Below are 15,470 nucleotides of genomic sequence, written 5' to 3'. Positions count from 1 at the left end.
GTGATTTTGTAAGGTCCAAAACCTACACGCCGGAGCAAGTGCCCGCGAATTGAAATCACAGCGCGTGCGATGGCCATCACGGCAAGCCGACCAATAGGGTTGATGTCGAACGTCAGATAACTTTGAGCTTCACGTCATCAGCTGACCTAAATTGATAGATCGGACCTTCGCGCAGGTTGCGGCGAAAGCCGGGGACGAGCCCATTTCGCAAAATTCTGCAGTCCAACTGAACGGCAGTTATCCGATTGCGGCTGACGCAAGCTCTTCCCAAAAAGCATTCACGGTAGTCAGATCCTGCACGCCCAGTCCCGAGAGGCAGGCCACTGTTGTCGCCTGCCTGTTCCCGCTTTCCCGGGTCAGGACAGATCCGATTTCCGTCAGCGCTTCTTCGGGCAACAAATTTGCCGCGATGGCACGGGCTGGCGCCCCGTATTTGAGTGCCGAAACCTTGGCATCGACAAAAACCTCCGCGTCTTGGAGGAGTGCCGGATCAATCTCGCATTTGGTCATGTCATCTGATCCGACCGAGGTGAGGTGCTGACCCGCCCTGAGCCACCCGGCCTGTATCAAGGGGTCTTTTGCGCCGGTCGCGGTCACGATCACATCGGCCTGGGCAACAGCCGCTGGCAGGTCGTCGGCGATTCGCACGGCCACCCCGGTGAGGCCTGCGCCCAACGCGCGGCACAGCTCACCGGCTTTGGTCGGGTCCCGCCCCCAGATGTGCAGGATCTTGATGGCGCGCACCGCAAGCAAGGCCTCAGCCTGCAGCCGAGCCTGTGTCCCGGTCCCGACGATCAAGGCAGAACGGGCTTCCTGCGGCACCAACAGCCTGGCCACCAGCGCCCCCGCCGCTGCGGTCCGGTAGTCCGAGATCAGATGATCGTCTTGCAGGATGGCCAGCGGCTTGCAGGTTTCGCTGTCAAAGACCGCAATCATGCCGCTGGATGCCGGTTCGCCCCGATCCGCCAGCACTTGCGACCACCCCGCCATCTTGACCGTAAAGATTGGACAACCGTGGAGTGTCGCCGATTTCACATGAATATCGGCCAGCGCGTTGGGATGCAGAACATGGGCCAGCGCCTGCGCGCTGCCGTCCGAGATCGCTCGGAACGCCTGCTCCGCAGCAGGGATCAACCGCGTGATGCTCAAATGCGGGCGAATGGCATCCGGGCCGATAACCGGGATCATGGCGCGATCACTTTACCTCGGCCGACATGGGCGACTTCCCCTGCGACAGTGACCCTTGCGATATCGTCTGGCGTGCCGAAAGACGTTACGATAATCTCGCTCGGCCGGCCCATGAAGTGGCCCTGTTTCAGGGAAAAGCTGCGGCCCGGTTCCGCCAGACCATGCTTCAATGCATAGGCCCCGACAACGCCTGCGGCGCTGCCGGTCGCGACATCCTCCATGATCCCGTCGTTGTTCCAATGCCGTCCTTCAAGGGTGTTTACGTCGACCAGATAGGCAAACTCCGCGCCGAGACGATGCAGAGTCCGCTCCAGATCTGGAACAGTGATCCGCGCGTCCTTCAACCCACCGGCGACGGGGACGACGAGGTATTTCAGGCCGGTGGAGATGACCTCCAGCGGAAAGTCCGCCAGTTGGTCCAGATTAAAGGCCCTGGCAATGCCCTGCCGTTCCTGCGTGTCAACCGTGCCGATCATCTCCGGCCTGCCTTGATCCAGCGTGCCGAAGTAGCGTCCATCCCGATGCTGCGTCGAGACAGTGACCTCCCTCCCGCCTTGCAGGCCGATGCTCCATTCTCGGCTGTCCCCGGTGCCCGATTCTTTGTGCAAGCTACAAGCCGCGCCGATGATCGGATGGCCCGCAAAGGGCAACTCCTCGAAGAGGTCGAAAACCCGCGCGCAGATGTGACCGTTTTCCTCGCTCAGGAAGATCGACTCAAAGTGCCGCATTTCCTGGGCTATGGTCAGCATTTGTGGCCCGCTCAGCCCCGCACAATCTGTGAAAACCGCCAGACTATTGCCGGAATAGGGCCTGTCGGCGAAAACATCGCAGTGGATGAAGTTGAAGGGTGTTCTGGAAAGTGGCATATGGCACCTGAATAGTGGAAAGGCTATATAGATGATTGTCTATTCAGAAGATGTGTACATGTCAACCGCCCAAACACTGCGCGCCTTGGCCCACGAGAACCGGTTGCGCATCGTGCATTGGCTCTCTGACCCCAAGGCTCACTTCCCGCCGCAAGTCGATGGTGATCTGGTCAAAGACGGGGTTTGCGTCGGCTTCATCACCGAGAAAATCGGCTTGAAGCAACCGACCGTGACCAATCACATGCAGATCCTGCAAGAGGCCGGCATGGTCGAAAGCAAGAAGATCAAGAATTGGGTATTCTACAAGCTGCGCGCAGATCGGGTCGACGCAGTGCTTGGAAGTGTTAGCCAGATGTATTGAAATCGGACATCCATACGACCTGAGATACAGGAAACTCCGTCCCGCTCTGCGGTCCTTTGTGGACTGTGCGGCGAAGGTCCGGCGATGCAGTGTGCATGGTTTTGCCGATCATGTCCGCATTGTGATTCACAAAGGGGGGAAAGGCCGCTAGGCTCTTGGTGCGTTTGATACATATGGCCGGACTTGAACAGGCGACACTCACGGCATGACCCATCCCAATGATCCAGCTCATTTGCACCTGCGTGTCGTCTTTGGCGAGGGGCGGATGGTGGGTCCCGGCAAGGCGGAGCTGTTGGAGCGGATCGGGCGTTGCGGGTCGATTGCGGCGGCGGGGCGCGAAATGGGAATGAGCTATAAGCGCGCCTGGATGCTGATCGAGACGATGAACGCGATGTTCGCGGCCCCCGTGGTCGAGAGCACGCGCGGCGGGCCGGGGGGCGGTGGCGCGGTGCTGACCGAGATGGGCCTCGAAATCCTGCGACTTTACCGGGCGCTGGAGGCGGTTGCCGACGAGGCAGGGGCGGCGGAGGTCGCGGGGTTGGCGGCGCTGCTGAGGGATGTTTCCGAGTGAACATAACGCTTGTCAGAACGCAGCTTGCCTGCGATATGTTTCAGCGAACATATCGTCAGTGGAAAGGACCGCCATGTTCGGACTATTGTCAGGCCGTGCGCTGGGCCATGCGCTGGGCCGTGCGTTTTTTGCCGCCACTCTGGCCCTCGCGCCGCTGCACGTCTCTGCGGAGGAGGCGTTGGCCGCGATTGCGGCGAATTTTGCCGGGGCGGCGGAGAGCTTGGCGGCGCAGTTCACACTGGAAACCGGGCATGAGGTGGTGCTGACCACGGGATCGACCGGCAAGCTCTATGCGCAGATTGCTGCGGGTGCGCCGTTTGACATGATGTTATCAGCGGATGCGGGCACTCCGGCGCGGTTGATCGACGAGGGGCTCGGGGTCGAGGGCAGCAGTTTTGCCTATGCGTCGGGGCGGCTGGCGTTGTGGAGTGCCGATCCGGGGCGGATCGGGGATGACGGGCAAGAGGCGCTGCGTGCGTCCGGGCTGCGGCATCTGGCGATCGCCAATCCGGAGCTTGCCCCCTATGGCAAGGCCGCGCGAGACGCGCTCGACGGCATGGGGCTTTGGGAGGCGGTGCAGCCCAAGATCGTCATGGGGCAGAATATCGGGCAGACTCATGCGATGGTGGCGAGTGGCGCGGCAGAGCTTGGTCTTATCGCCTTTTCGGCGGTGCAACAGCCGGGACTGCCGGCGGAGGGCAGCTATTGGGAGGTGCCGCAGCAGTTCTATGCGCCGATCCGGCAGGATGCTGTGCTGCTGGCTGCGGGGCGTGACAATGCGGCGGCGCGGGCCTTTCTGGACTATTTGCGCAGCGATGCGGCGGCGCAGATCATCGCCGCCTACGGATATGGGGCAGGCGATGGTGGCTCCTGATCTGGGGCCGCTCTGGCTTACGGCGCAACTGGCGGGGATGACGACGCTGCTGCTGCTGCTGCTGGGCACGCCGCTGGCATGGTGGCTGGCGCAGACGCGGGCGCGGATCAAGCCGGTGGTCGAGGCGGTGACGGCCTTGCCTCTGGTGCTGCCGCCGACGGTTTTGGGGTTTTACATGCTGGTCCTGTTCAGCCCGACTGCGGCGTTGGGCGGTCTGTGGCTGAAGGTGACGGGAACGACACTGACGTTTTCCTTTGTCGGATTGGTGGTCGCTTCGGTGCTCTATTCGCTGCCCTTCATGGTGCAGCCCTTGCAATCGGCCTTTGAGGCGGTGGGGCGCGGCCCGCTGGAGGCGGCGGCGAGCCTGCGGGCGGGGCCGCTCGATGCGTTCTTCAGCGTGACGTCGCCGCTGGCGTTGCGCGGATATCTGACAGCGGTGGTGCTGACCTTTGCCCATACGGTGGGCGAGTTCGGCGTAGTGCTGATGGTGGGGGGCAATATTCCGGGGCAGACGCGGGTGGTCTCGATCCAGATCTATGAGCATGTCGAGACGATTGATTATGCGGCCGCGCATATGCTGGCGGCGATCTTGCTGGTGTTTTCCTTTGTGGTGCTGCTGGCGGTTTATGTGCTCAATCGACGGTTTCCCATACATGCGGGCGTGCGATGACGGCGCTCAGTGTCGATATCCGGGTCGATTTCCCCGGCTTTGCGCTGGAGGTGGTGCATGGGTTCGAGGGGCAGGGGCTAACTGCGCTGTTCGGTCCGTCGGGGTGTGGCAAGTCCACGTTGTTGCGGGTGATTGCCGGGTTCGAGACCAGCGCGCGGGGGCGGCTGGCCTATGGCGATGAGGTCTGGCTGAACGGGCGGAGGGGGTTGGCCCCGCATCGGCGCGGCGTGGGCTATGTGTTTCAGGATACGCGGCTCTTTCCGCATCTCTCGGTGCGGGGCAATCTGGACTATGCTGACAAGCGGGCGGCGGATTTGCCGGCGCGTTATGGGTTTGACGATGTGGTGAACGCGCTCGATCTCGGGCCGCTGTTCGGGCGCGGGGCGACGACGCTGTCGGGGGGCGAGCGGCAGCGGGTGGCGATGGGGCGGGCGCTCTTGTCTCGACCACGGCTGTTGCTGATGGATGAACCGCTGGCGGCGCTGGATACGCGGCGCAAGGGGGAAATTCTGCCGTATATCGCGCGGTTGCCGGGGGTGTTTGGCGTGCCGGTGATCTATGTGACGCATGCGATTGAGGAAGTCACGCAACTGGCGGATCGGATTGTCGCGCTGGAGGCGGGGCGTGTGGTGGCGGCGGGCGGCGTGGCCGAGACGCTGGAGCGGCTTGATCTGGCTGGGGTACAGGGCCGGTTCGAGGCGGGGGCTGTTCTGGCCGGACATGTGGTGGCGCAGGACGTCGACATGCATCTAACGCGGGTTGATCTGGGCGGTGGTCTTGCGCTTGAGGTGCCCGAAATCCGCTTGCCTGTTGGAGAGGCCGTGCGGTTGCGGGTGCGGGCGCGCGATGTGGCGCTGGCGCTGGCGAGGCCCGCCGGGGTCAGCATCCGTAACATGCTAGAGGCCGAGGTGTTGCGGGTCGAGGTGGAGGCCGAAACCGCCTATGCCGAGGTTCTGCTCGCGCTCGGGGGTCAACATTTGCGCGCAAGGGTGACGCGGGCGGCGCTGCGCGATCTGGAGGTCGTGCCGGGGCAAAAGCTGGTGGCGATGATCAAGGCGGCGGCGTTCGATCGGCAGGCCTTGCCGCGCGGTTAACTGCGCTACGCTTGACAATTGCATGGGCGCACGCGACAGACGCGGGCATGATGACAGGTTTCATTCAAGTGGCCGTAGGGGGCGCGATCGGCTCTTGTCTGCGCTATGGCGTGGGCCTTGCGGCGCTGCGCTTTGTCGGTCCTGGATTTCCGGTGGCGGTGCTGGGGGTCAATATCCTTGGCTCGTTCCTGATGGGAGTGGCTGTTGTGGTCTTGACGCAGCGTGGGGTGGGGCATCTGAGCCCCTTGGTGATGAGCGGCCTTTTGGGTGGGTTCACCACGTTTTCGGCGTTCTCGCTCGAGGCCTTTACGCTCTGGGAGCGGGGGCAGGCGATGGCGGCGCTGGGCTATGTCGGGCTGTCGGTGGTATTGTCCATCGGGGCATTGATTTTGGGCGTCTGGCTGGCGCGGGGGTTTTTCGCATGAGCGGTGTTCAGACGCGGGTTGTTGGGCCGGATGACGGGGATCAACGGCTGGATCGGTGGATCCGGCGGCTGTTTCCGCATGTCGGCCAAGTGCAGATCGAGAAGATGTGCCGCAAGGGTGAAGTGCGGGTCGATGGCGGGCGGGTGAAGCCTGCGACGCGGCTCGAGGTCGGGCAGAGTGTGCGGATCCCGCCGTTGCCAGATACGGATGAGCGGCCAACGGGGGCGCTGGCGCGGATCAGCCCGGCGGATGCCAAGATGATTCAGTCTTGCGTGATCTACCGCGACGATCATGTGATCGCGTTGAACAAACCGCCGGGTCTTCCGGTGCAGGGCGGCAGCAAGCAGACGCGGCACGTCGATGGGCTGGCGGAGGCGCTGCGCTTTGGCGCGGAGGAAAAGCCACGGTTGGTGCATCGGTTGGACAAGGACACCTCGGGGGTGTTGTTGCTGGCGCGGACGCGGGAGGCGGCCAAGGGGCTGACGGCGGCGTTCCGGCATCGCAACACACGCAAGATCTATTGGGCGGCTGTCGCGGGTGTGCCGACGCCGCGCATGGGCACGGTGCGCTATGGTCTGGTCAAGGCGCCGGGGCATGGGGCCAAGGGCGAAGGCGAAAAGATGATCTGCGTGCATCCGCGCGAGGTCGAGACCACGCCGGGGGCCAAGCCCGCGACCACTGATTATGCGGTGATCGAGGCGGCGGGGGCGCGCACGTCCTGGATGGCGCTGATCCCGGTGACCGGGCGGACGCATCAGCTCAGGGCGCATATGGCCGAGATCGGGCATCCGGTTGTCGGCGATGGCAAATATGGCGGTTCGGGGCAGGAGAACCTTGGCGATGGCTGGGGGGCGCAACTGGGCGGTGATGTGAGCCGCAAGCTGCATCTTCACGCGCGCTCGCTCAAGATCGAGCATCCGGTGTCGCGGGCCATTTTGCACATTACCGCGCCGTTGCCCGAGCATATGCAGCGGACATGGGATCTGTTTCAGTGGGTGCCGTCCGAGGCACCGGAGGACCCGCTCGAGGATATGGCATGAGCCGGTCCTTGCGTCTGGTAATCTTTGACGTCGATGGCACGCTGGTCGATAGCCAAGGCGATATTCTGGCGGCGATGCGGGCGGCGTTTGATCGCGCCGGAGAGCCTGCGCCGGAGCGGGACTTGATTCTGGGTATTGTCGGTCTCTCGCTCGATGTGGCGATCCCGCGTCTTGCGCCGACCTTGCCGGGCGACGTTCAGGGGCGCATCGTGGGCTGGTACAAGGAGGCCTATATGGGGCTGCGACTGGAGACCGGCGTCGAGCAGTCCTCGCCGCTCTATCCATATGCGCTGGAGACCCTGAAGGCGCTGCATGCGGTGCCGGAGACCCTGTTGGGCGTGGCGACGGGCAAATCGGCGCGGGGATTGGACAAGCTCTTGGAGGGGCATGATCTGCGGTCCTATTTCGTGACGCGGCAGGTGGCGGATCATCATCCGTCCAAGCCGCATCCCTCGATGCTGCGCGCGGCGCTGGCGGAAACCGGGGTTGCGCCGGAAAACGCGGTGATGATTGGCGATACGAGCTTTGACATGGATATGGCGCAGGCGGCAGGCATTGCCGGTATCGGGGTGGCCTGGGGCTATCACCGGCCCGAGGCGCTGAGGTCCGCGCGCGAGATCGTGCCGGATTTCCGGGCGCTGCCCGCTGCGTTGGATCGACTCTGGGGGTAAGACGATGAGCGAATGGAAAGCCAAGCGGTTCTGGAAAGAAGCGGGCGTTGTCGAGGAAGACGAGGGGTTTGGCGTGCGGTTGGATGGGCGCGTGGTGCGCACCCCGGCCAAGGCCACGCTGATCGTGCCGACGCGAGCGCTGGCAGAGGCGATTGCCGCGGAATGGGATGCGCAGGACGGCAAGATCGACCCCAACACGATGCCCTGTACCCGGTCCGCCAATGCCGCGCTCGACAAGGTCGCGCCGCAACGGGATGAGGTGGTCGAGATGCTGGCGGCCTATGGCGACAGCGATCTGATCTGTTACCGCGCTGCGAGTCCCGAGGAATTGATCAAAAAACAGGCAGAGGCCTGGGATCCGCTGTTGGATTGGACCGAATCGGTCCTGTCTGTAAAGCTGCTTCCGGTTGTGGGCGTGGTGCATGTGCCGCAGGACGCTCAGGCGATTTCACTCCTGAAAGCGCATGTGGAGGCCCTTGATACATGGGCCCTGACGGCATTTCACGATCTTGTGAGTATGAGCGGGTCTCTTGTGATCGGATTTGCCGCGCTGGACGATTTATATCCGGCCGATGCGCTCTGGGACCTGTCTCGGGTCGATGAAACCTGGCAGGCGGAGCAATGGGGTAAGGACGAAGAGGCCGAAGAGATGGCGGCGCGGAAACAATCTGACTTTCTGCATGCCAAAAGGTTCTATGATCTTTCGCGCAAGGACCGGGCAATCTGATCCCTGCGTGACTGACGCAAGGGCAAGTGCTGGTTTGGCATTGGTTTGCAATTGGGTTTCGTGAACAAAGACTTGACGTTTAGTGATGAATCCACACAAACTTGGCTTCACTGAGAGGGGTGAAAACCCTGCCCACAGTGTCAAATGGGTCGTAAGATCCGACAAACCGCTCTTGAAGGGCGGATAATCAGGAAGAGGTAAACATGAAAAAAACCGTATTTTTGGGCGCGCTGACGGTGGCCGGCCTTGCGGCTGGTGCTTCTGCGGCTGCCACGTTGGATGACGTGAAGGCACGCGGCAAGCTGAACTGTGGTGTGACCACCGGCCTCGTGGGCTTTGCTGCCCCCGATGCGAACGGTGTTTGGGAAGGTTTTGACGTGGCTGTGTGCCGTGCCGTCGCCGCCGCTGTGCTGAGCGATGCGAATGCTGTTGAATTCGTGCCGACCACCGGCAAGACCCGCTTTACTGCGCTTGCCTCGGGCGAGATTGACATGCTGGCGCGCAACACCACCTGGACCTTCTCGCGCGATACCGATCTCAAGTTCGATTTCGTCGGCGTGAACTACTACGACGGTCAGGGCTTCCTTGTGCCCAAGTCGCTGGGTGTCAGCTCTGCCAAAGAGCTGGACGGCGCGACGGTCTGCATTCAGACCGGCACCACCACTGAGCTGAACCTCGCGGATTTCTTCCGTGCCAATAACATCAGCTATGAGCCGGTGCCGATTGAGACGAATGCCGAAGGTCAGCAGCAGTATCTGGCTGGCGCGTGCGACACCTACACCACCGATGCGTCGGGTCTGGCCTCGACTCGCGCAGCCTTCGAGAGCCCCACGGATCACGTGATCCTGCCGGAAATCATCTCGAAAGAGCCGCTCGGCCCGCTGGTTCGCCATGGCGACAACGACTGGGCTGACATCGTGCGCTGGACGTTCTACGCGCTGGTTGCTGCTGAAGAAATGGGCATCACCTCGGCCAATATCGGCGAGCTGTCTGCTGCAGCGGGCGACAACCCGGAGATCAACCGTATCCTCGGCACCGAGGGTGATCTGGGTGCGATGATCGGTCTCGACAACGAGTGGGCCAAGCGGGCGATTGCCGCCAGCGGCAACTATGGCGAGATCTTTGAGAAGAACATCGGCGAAAAGACCCCGATCGGTCTGGCCCGTGGTCTGAACGCTCAGTGGACGCAGGGCGGCATCATGTACGCTCCGCCGTTCCGGTAAAATCTTCTGACGAAGGGCGCGGGTCTCTCCCGCGCCCTTTTCACCTCTAGACCACTTAAAAATCGGCCCACGGCAGAAATGCCGATAAAAATCCGGGTCGAAACACAGGGAAACTCCCAGATGACAACGATGACCGACCCTCCCAAGGCGTCGTTTCAGCTTTCTATGCTGATTTATGACACACGGTATCGCTCTTATACGTTCCAATTCATTGCGCTCATGCTCTTGCTGTTGCTGCTTGGCTATCTCGGGGCCAATTTGGTGAGCAACCTTGCCGCACAGGGGCAGAACATCTCGTTCGGCTTTCTGAGTGATCCGGCTGGGTATGACATCAACCAGCGACCCATCGAGTATGACAGCCAGTCGAGCCATATGCGCGCCTCCGTCGTGGGCGTGATCAATACGTTGATCGTTGCGGTTCTGGGCTGTGCTACGGCGACACTGTTTGGCGTGACAGCGGGTATTCTGCGGCTCTCGCCCAATTGGCTGGTGCGCAAGCTGATGGCCGTTTACGTCGAGGCCTTCCGCAATGTGCCGGTGCTGATCTGGATCCTGATCATTGCGACGATTATGACGGCGTCGATGCCGTCCCCCAATCAATTCCGCGGGGATAATGCCGACGCGTCGATGTTGCTGGATGCGTTCGCCTTTACCAACCGGGGGGTATATGTGCCCGCGCCGGTTTGGGGGGCGGGATCGCTGGTGGTTGTCCTGACCTTTCTCGCGTCGATTGCGGGGGTGTTCTATTACCGCCGCTATGCGACCAAGCTGTTGTATGACACCGGGCGGCTGTTGCCGATGGGATGGCCATCGCTGGTGATCCTGTTCGTGCCGACCATCCTGATCTTCTTTGTCTTGGGTCAGCCGATCACTCTCGATTACCCGGCGTTGAAAGGGTTCAACTTTGACGGGGGGCTGCATATTCGAGGCTCGCTGATTGCGCTGTGGTTTGCGCTGGCGATCTATACCGGTGCCTTTATCGCCGAGAACGTGCGGGCGGGTATTCAGGCGGTCAGCAAGGGGCAGACGGAAGCGGCGGCCTCGCTGGGGCTGCGGCCCAAGCGGATCATGAATCTGGTGATCCTGCCGCAGGCGCTGCGGGTGATCATCCCGCCGCTGATCTCGCAGTATCTCAACCTCACCAAGAATTCGTCACTGGCGATTGCCGTGGGTTACATGGATGTGACCGGCACGCTGGGGGGGATCACGCTCAATCAGACGGGGCGCGCGATTGAATGCGTGCTGATGCTGATGTTGTTCTATCTGACGATCAGCCTCGCCATTTCGGCGGTGATGAACGTCTATAACAACTCGATCAAGCTGAAGGAGCGCTGAGCATGGCCCGTGATCAACTCGCCTTTGTGCGCACGCACATGCTGCCCGAAGCGCCGCCTCCAACGGCGCAGACGGGGGCGGTGAAATGGCTGCGCGAGAACTTGTTCTCGTCACCCGGCAACGCGCTTTTGACGCTGGTGTCGGCCTATGTGGTGTTTCAGATCGTTATCTCCACCGCGCCTTGGTTTATCAACGGTGTTTGGGAAAGCCCGAGCCTGACCGCCTGTCGTGAGATCCTAGATGGCAAGATGGGCGGCTGTTTCGCGGTGCTGACGGAGCGCTGGAATCAGCTTTTGTTCGGGTTCAAATACCCATCCGAGCTCTATTGGCGGCCCGGTTTGGCCTTTGTGCTGCTGTTCATTGCCGCCGCACCGGTGCTGTTTGGCAAGATATTCCCGCGCAAGATGCTGATCTTTACCGGGCTTTACCCGTTCATCGCCTATTGGCTGATCTGGGGCGGGTCGGTGTTGGTGCCGGTCTTTGCCATCTTGGGGGTGCTGGTGGGCGCGTTTACCTATAGCCGTGTGGTGACGATCAGCGCGGGTGTCGCGGTGATTGCCGCCTTCGTGGCGGCGCTCATCTTTTGGATTCTGTCGGGCTATGTGACCGGACCGATGGAGAATGTGATGGCCATTCAGGCCGTGGCCTCGCGCGATATGGGCGGGTTCATGATCAACCTGATGCTGGGGGTGGTCTGTGTGTCGCTGTCCTTGCCTTTGGGTATTTTGCTGGCGCTCGGGCGGCAATCGAGCATGCCGATCATCAAATGGATCTGCGTGGTCTTTATCGAGTTCATTCGCGGCGTGCCGCTGATCACGCTCTTGTTCGTGGCCAATGTTGTGCTGGCGTATTTCCTGCCGCCGGGGACGAATTTCGACCTGATCCTGCGGGTGATCATCATGATCACGATGTTCTCGTCGGCCTATATCGCCGAGGTGATCCGGGGGGGGCTCGCGGCGCTGCCGCGCGGACAATATGAGGCCGGGGACAGTCTGGGCCTTGATTACGCGCAATCCATGCAGCTGATCATCCTGCCGCAAGCGCTCAAGATCTCGATTCCGGGCATTGTCAACGTGGCCGTCGGTCTCTTCAAGGATACGACGCTGGTCTCGGTCATTTCGATGTTCGACATCGTCGGCATGATCCGTGGTCCGATCCTCGCCTCGTCCGAATGGAACGGGGTCTATTGGGAGCTGTTTGGCTTTGCCTGCGTCCTGTTCTTCATCACCTGCTACGGTATCTCGCAATATTCCCAGTGGCTGGAGCGTCAGCTTCGCACGGATCATCGGTAAGGAGGGTCATCATCATGGCCGCTGAAAAACAATTGAACGTCTCGGATCAGGTTGCCGTCGATATCACCAAGATGAACAAGTGGTATGGCGCGTTTCACGTGCTGCGCGACATTGATCTGACGGTGTATCAGGGCGAGCGGATCGTGATCGCCGGGCCGTCGGGTTCGGGCAAATCCACGCTGATCCGCTGTATCAACGCGCTCGAGGAGCATCAGAAGGGCAAGATCACGGTCGATGGCACGCTGTTGTCGAATGACCTCAAGAATATCGACAAGATCCGGTCAGAGGTTGGCATGGTGTTTCAGCACTTCAACCTGTTTCCGCATCTGACGATTCTGGAGAATTGCACGCTGGCGCCGATCTGGGTGCGCAAGACGCCCAAGCGCGAGGCCGAGGAAGTGGCGATGCATTTCCTTGAAAAGGTCAAGATCCCGGAGCAGGCCAATAAATATCCCGGCCAGCTCTCGGGGGGGCAGCAGCAGCGGGTGGCGATTGCGCGCTCTTTGTGCATGCGACCGCGGATCATGCTGTTTGACGAGCCGACATCGGCGCTTGATCCCGAAATGATCTCGGAGGTTTTGGATACGATGATCCAACTGGCCGAGGAAGGCATGACCATGCTCTGCGTGACGCATGAGATGGGATTTGCGCGCAAGGTGGCGAATCGGGTGATCTTTATGGATCAGGGCCAGATCGTCGAGCAAAACGAGCCGGAAGAGTTCTTTAACAATCCCAAGAGTGACCGGACCAAGCTGTTTCTGAGCCAAATTTTGGGGCACTGAAAAAGGGATTGGGGCGTTGCCCCCGTCCCGGAGCAAGTCCGGGACTCCCCCGGAGTATTTTGAGAACGATGAAAGGGGTGGCGCTGCGCCGCCCCTTTGCTGTCAGACCCAAGTGGTGCGGCGGTCGCGCAGGTGTTGGACCGAGGCGCGCAGGTCATCGGCGATGGGGCCGGGGCGCGGGGTGTCGCGCAGGGTGTCGATGAGCGCATCGTCAGGCAGGGCCGGGCGGCGCGCCCAGGAGAGTGCTGCCAAGATGGCGCGGGCGGGTTCGGGCAGGCGGTCGGGGATCGCGTGGCCATTCAGCGTGGCCCAGACGCCCGACCAGAGGCGGCCGACGGTCCAGGGATTATAGCCACCGCCGCCCAAGACAAGCAGGCGGGGGGCGAGTGGGCGCAGGAGCGCCACCGCCTCCCAATGGGCGTTGTTGGAGAGGGCGAGGCGCGATAGCGGGTCCTCGGTCACGGCATCGGCCCCGCATTGCAGGATGAGCGCCTGAGGGGTGAAGGATTGCACCGCTGGAAGAATGACCTCGTGCAGGGCCATGGCAAAGCCGCTGTCATTGGTGGCGCGGGGCAGGGGCAGGTTGATGGCATGACCCCCGGCGCGGTCATGAAGCGTGCCGGTGAAGGGCCAGCGCCTGGCCTCATGGGTGGAGATCATCAGGACGCGGGGGTCGCCGTGGAAGGCGGCGGCGACCCCGTCGCAATGATGCGCGTCGATATCGACATAGGCGATGCGGCTGAGTCCCTGGGCCAGAAACGCCTTGATCGCCAGCACCGGGTCGTTGAGGTAGCAAAACCCGCCCGCGTGATCGGCCATGCCGTGATGTGTGCCGCCGCCGGGGTTATAGGCCACGCCGCCCGTGGCCAAGAGGTCTGTGGCCAGAAGCGAGCCACCGGCGGCGGTGGCGGGGCGGCGGAACATCTCTGGGTAGATCGGATTGGACAGCGTGCCGATCTGGTGGCGGGCGCGGATTTCGGGCGTCACTTGGCCTGATGTCTCGGCCACTTGCAGAGCGGTGATATAGTCCGGGGTGTGCCATGTGGTCAGCGCCTGCGGCTTGGCGCGGGGGCTGGTGCGGTATTGCGCCGGCGGCAGCCAGCCCAGAGCGCGGCAGAGGTCGATCACGGTGGGCACGCGCGGGATCGAGAGCGGGTGGCGCGCTCCGTAGGAGGAGCCGCGATAGATCTCTGATCCGATAAAGAGTGGCGTTTGCATGCGCCGGTTAGGGCAGGTCGTGCGGGGTGAGGAACTGCACCACCGTGCCGGTGCCGGGGTGCAACGCGGACCAATCGGCGATGTCAAAACTGACGACGAGCGTGGCGCCGGTGGGGTAATCGTCAAACCGCTCGTGATCCGGGGGGGCGGCGACCAACAGGGCCGCGAATTCTGCGATGCCGGGGTTGTGGCCCAGCATCAGCACCTGATGGCCGGTGGCGTGGCGCAGGACCGCCAGCATCTCGTCAGCCTCGGCCAGATAGAGCGCGTCAGTGAGGTCTGGTGGTGTCGCGAGTTTGAGCCGGGCGCAGGTTTCCTGAGTGCGTTCCGCAGAGGAGCAGAGGATCTGATCGGGCAGAAGGTCCTGGACGCGGAGCCAGTGGCCGAGGGCGGTGGAGGCCTTGCGCCCGCGTGCGTTGAGGGGGCGGGCGCTATCGGGGAGGCGGGGATCGCCCCAGTCGGATTTGGCATGGCGCATGAGGATGAGCGTCTTCATCCGAAATATCCCATGTGAAAGGCGGATTGTTCTTGGCGTCGTCCATAGGATTGGCTGAGCGGGCAGGCGCGGCGCACGGCACAGCCGCGCTCGCGACAGTCGTTGCCGGGGCGGTCGAGATCGGCTTTGCAGGCGGGGACGTTATAGGCCTCGGGGATCAACGCATCCACTGGGCAGGCGCTGCGGCAGGGTTGATCCGCACAGCTATCGCAGGGGCGTGGACCGGGCAGCGGGAGTGCGAAGCGGTCAGGGAAGGCGAGTGCGCCGCGATAGGAGATCATCAGCCCCGCCTCATCATGCACCAAGAGGCCCACGGGTGACGGCCAAGCGCGGGCGCTGCGGCGTGCCCAATCGGTGAAGGGCTGCCACGGCGGGCCGTCGAAGGGAAAGACGGGCGTTGCCCCAAGTGCTGCGGCCATGGCCGTGATGACGCGGGTGGACCAGCGGTTCATCGGGTCGCGCGCGCCGTCGCGATATTCAGGCGTTGCGGTGAAATGTGGCCAGAAGCCCGGCTCGGCGGGGCTGAGGAGCACGAGGCTCTGGTGGCCGGGCACTTCACCGGATGCCAGATGCAGCGCGCCCGAGGCGGTCAGGTGATGCGCGCGCGCGAGGTCTGCGAGCGCCGGGGGGAGGCCGG

At 62.5% G+C, this 15,470-nt stretch carries 18 protein-coding genes; 13 read left to right on the top strand and 5 right to left on the bottom strand.

Annotated features, from left to right (window positions below; translation table 11 throughout):
* Positions 1-237: 237 nt before the first annotated feature.
* Positions 238-1,188 carry an ornithine cyclodeaminase family protein gene (locus VR71_RS12590; protein ID WP_296430384.1) on the bottom strand — a complete coding sequence of 317 codons (951 nt, stop codon included), beginning with the start codon at positions 1,186-1,188 and terminating at the stop codon, positions 238-240.
* Complete coding sequence (locus VR71_RS12585; protein ID WP_045684455.1) at positions 1,185-2,054, bottom strand: PhzF family phenazine biosynthesis protein; 870 nt, start codon at positions 2,052-2,054, stop codon at positions 1,185-1,187. Before VR71_RS12585 ends, VR71_RS12590 begins: the two co-directional genes overlap by 4 nt.
* Before the next feature lie 58 nt (positions 2,055-2,112).
* Here VR71_RS12585 and VR71_RS12580 point away from each other — a divergent pair, with 58 nt between their 5' ends.
* From VR71_RS12580 to VR71_RS12520, 13 genes are all read left to right on the top strand, one after another.
* Positions 2,113-2,415, top strand: coding sequence for a helix-turn-helix transcriptional regulator (locus tag VR71_RS12580; RefSeq protein ID WP_296430382.1), 303 nt, complete (start codon positions 2,113-2,115; stop codon positions 2,413-2,415).
* Between the two features lie 205 nt (positions 2,416-2,620).
* Entirely contained in the window at positions 2,621-2,986 is a 366-nt protein-coding gene (locus VR71_RS12575) for a LysR family transcriptional regulator (protein ID WP_045684451.1), read from the top strand.
* 73 nt (positions 2,987-3,059) lie between these two features.
* On the top strand, positions 3,060-3,860 hold the full coding sequence (gene modA / locus VR71_RS12570; protein ID WP_045684449.1) for a molybdate ABC transporter substrate-binding protein: 801 nt from the start codon (positions 3,060-3,062) through the stop codon (positions 3,858-3,860).
* Complete coding sequence (gene modB, locus VR71_RS12565) at positions 3,847-4,530, top strand: molybdate ABC transporter permease subunit (protein WP_045684525.1); 684 nt, start codon at positions 3,847-3,849, stop codon at positions 4,528-4,530. Before modA ends, modB begins: the two co-directional genes overlap by 14 nt.
* The gene (gene modC / locus VR71_RS12560; protein WP_045684447.1) at positions 4,527-5,624 is read left to right on the top strand and encodes a molybdenum ABC transporter ATP-binding protein; all 1,098 of its coding nucleotides are present in this window, start codon (positions 4,527-4,529) and stop codon (positions 5,622-5,624) included. Before modB ends, modC begins: the two co-directional genes overlap by 4 nt.
* 47 nt (positions 5,625-5,671) lie before the next feature.
* Positions 5,672-6,049: a fluoride efflux transporter CrcB gene (gene crcB / locus VR71_RS12555; RefSeq protein ID WP_045684446.1), complete on the top strand. Its 378-nt coding sequence runs from the start codon at positions 5,672-5,674 to the stop codon at positions 6,047-6,049.
* Entirely contained in the window at positions 6,046-7,089 is a 1,044-nt protein-coding gene (locus tag VR71_RS12550) for an RluA family pseudouridine synthase (protein ID WP_045684445.1), read from the top strand. The genes crcB and VR71_RS12550 overlap by 4 nt, the downstream gene beginning before the upstream one ends.
* Positions 7,086-7,760: an HAD-IA family hydrolase gene (locus VR71_RS12545; protein ID WP_045684444.1), complete on the top strand. Its 675-nt coding sequence runs from the start codon at positions 7,086-7,088 to the stop codon at positions 7,758-7,760. Before VR71_RS12550 ends, VR71_RS12545 begins: the two co-directional genes overlap by 4 nt.
* Before the next feature lie 4 nt (positions 7,761-7,764).
* Positions 7,765-8,487 carry an ATP12 family chaperone protein gene (locus tag VR71_RS12540; RefSeq protein WP_045684443.1) on the top strand — a complete coding sequence of 241 codons (723 nt, stop codon included), beginning with the start codon at positions 7,765-7,767 and terminating at the stop codon, positions 8,485-8,487.
* A 203-nt stretch (positions 8,488-8,690) separates the two neighbouring features.
* Complete coding sequence (locus VR71_RS12535; protein ID WP_009817370.1) at positions 8,691-9,710, top strand: amino acid ABC transporter substrate-binding protein; 1,020 nt, start codon at positions 8,691-8,693, stop codon at positions 9,708-9,710.
* Between the two features lie 120 nt (positions 9,711-9,830).
* Positions 9,831-11,045 carry an amino acid ABC transporter permease gene (locus VR71_RS12530; RefSeq protein ID WP_045684442.1) on the top strand — a complete coding sequence of 405 codons (1,215 nt, stop codon included), beginning with the start codon at positions 9,831-9,833 and terminating at the stop codon, positions 11,043-11,045.
* Between the two features lie 2 nt (positions 11,046-11,047).
* Positions 11,048-12,337: an amino acid ABC transporter permease gene (locus VR71_RS12525; protein ID WP_045684440.1), complete on the top strand. Its 1,290-nt coding sequence runs from the start codon at positions 11,048-11,050 to the stop codon at positions 12,335-12,337.
* 14 nt (positions 12,338-12,351) lie between these two features.
* Positions 12,352-13,119, top strand: a complete 768-nt coding sequence (locus tag VR71_RS12520) for an amino acid ABC transporter ATP-binding protein (RefSeq protein WP_009817373.1) — start codon at positions 12,352-12,354, stop codon at positions 13,117-13,119.
* A 102-nt stretch (positions 13,120-13,221) separates the two neighbouring features.
* Here VR71_RS12520 and VR71_RS12515 read toward each other — a convergent pair whose 3' ends face one another.
* From VR71_RS12515 to VR71_RS12505, 3 genes are all read right to left on the bottom strand, one after another.
* A complete protein-coding gene (locus tag VR71_RS12515; RefSeq protein ID WP_045684438.1) occupies positions 13,222-14,337 on the bottom strand; it encodes an acetoin utilization protein AcuC in 1,116 nt (371 codons plus the stop codon).
* A gap of 7 nt (positions 14,338-14,344) precedes the next feature.
* Positions 14,345-14,833 (bottom strand): histidine phosphatase family protein, encoded by a 489-nt coding sequence (locus VR71_RS12510; RefSeq protein ID WP_045684435.1) that lies wholly within the window; start codon positions 14,831-14,833, stop codon positions 14,345-14,347.
* Positions 14,830-15,470, bottom strand: a 641-nt coding sequence (locus tag VR71_RS12505) for a ferredoxin (RefSeq protein WP_296430379.1), incomplete at its 5' end; no start/stop codon positions are given. The genes VR71_RS12510 and VR71_RS12505, both read right to left, overlap by 4 nt.

Source organism: Roseovarius sp. BRH_c41 (assembly GCF_000961715.1).
Taxonomy (GTDB): domain Bacteria; phylum Pseudomonadota; class Alphaproteobacteria; order Rhodobacterales; family Rhodobacteraceae; genus Roseovarius.
Note: the sequence above shows the minus strand (reverse complement) of the source record. Positions and strands in the feature narration are given on the sequence as shown.

Bases quoted from the DNA above. Each gene is read 5' to 3' on its own strand.
- VR71_RS12545 (WP_045684444.1), top strand. From the start codon at position 7,086: ATGAGCCGGTCCTTGCGTCTGGTAATCTTTGACGTCGATGGCACGCTG.
- VR71_RS12515 (WP_045684438.1), bottom strand. From the start codon at position 14,337: ATGCAAACGCCACTCTTTATCGGATCAGAGATCTATCGCGGCTCCTCC.
- modA (WP_045684449.1), top strand. From the start codon at position 3,060: ATGTTCGGACTATTGTCAGGCCGTGCGCTGGGCCATGCGCTGGGCCGT.
- VR71_RS12550 (WP_045684445.1), top strand. From the start codon at position 6,046: ATGAGCGGTGTTCAGACGCGGGTTGTTGGGCCGGATGACGGGGATCAA.
- VR71_RS12585 (WP_045684455.1), bottom strand. From the start codon at position 2,054: ATGCCACTTTCCAGAACACCCTTCAACTTCATCCACTGCGATGTTTTC.
- VR71_RS12510 (WP_045684435.1), bottom strand. From the start codon at position 14,833: ATGAAGACGCTCATCCTCATGCGCCATGCCAAATCCGACTGGGGCGAT.
- VR71_RS12590 (WP_296430384.1), bottom strand. From the start codon at position 1,188: ATGATCCCGGTTATCGGCCCGGATGCCATTCGCCCGCATTTGAGCATC.
- VR71_RS12540 (WP_045684443.1), top strand. From the start codon at position 7,765: ATGAGCGAATGGAAAGCCAAGCGGTTCTGGAAAGAAGCGGGCGTTGTC.
- VR71_RS12525 (WP_045684440.1), top strand. From the start codon at position 11,048: ATGGCCCGTGATCAACTCGCCTTTGTGCGCACGCACATGCTGCCCGAA.
- crcB (WP_045684446.1), top strand. From the start codon at position 5,672: ATGATGACAGGTTTCATTCAAGTGGCCGTAGGGGGCGCGATCGGCTCT.
- modC (WP_045684447.1), top strand. From the start codon at position 4,527: ATGACGGCGCTCAGTGTCGATATCCGGGTCGATTTCCCCGGCTTTGCG.
- VR71_RS12530 (WP_045684442.1), top strand. From the start codon at position 9,831: ATGACAACGATGACCGACCCTCCCAAGGCGTCGTTTCAGCTTTCTATG.
- VR71_RS12575 (WP_045684451.1), top strand. From the start codon at position 2,621: ATGACCCATCCCAATGATCCAGCTCATTTGCACCTGCGTGTCGTCTTT.
- modB (WP_045684525.1), top strand. From the start codon at position 3,847: ATGGTGGCTCCTGATCTGGGGCCGCTCTGGCTTACGGCGCAACTGGCG.
- VR71_RS12580 (WP_296430382.1), top strand. From the start codon at position 2,113: ATGTCAACCGCCCAAACACTGCGCGCCTTGGCCCACGAGAACCGGTTG.
- VR71_RS12535 (WP_009817370.1), top strand. From the start codon at position 8,691: ATGAAAAAAACCGTATTTTTGGGCGCGCTGACGGTGGCCGGCCTTGCG.
- VR71_RS12520 (WP_009817373.1), top strand. From the start codon at position 12,352: ATGGCCGCTGAAAAACAATTGAACGTCTCGGATCAGGTTGCCGTCGAT.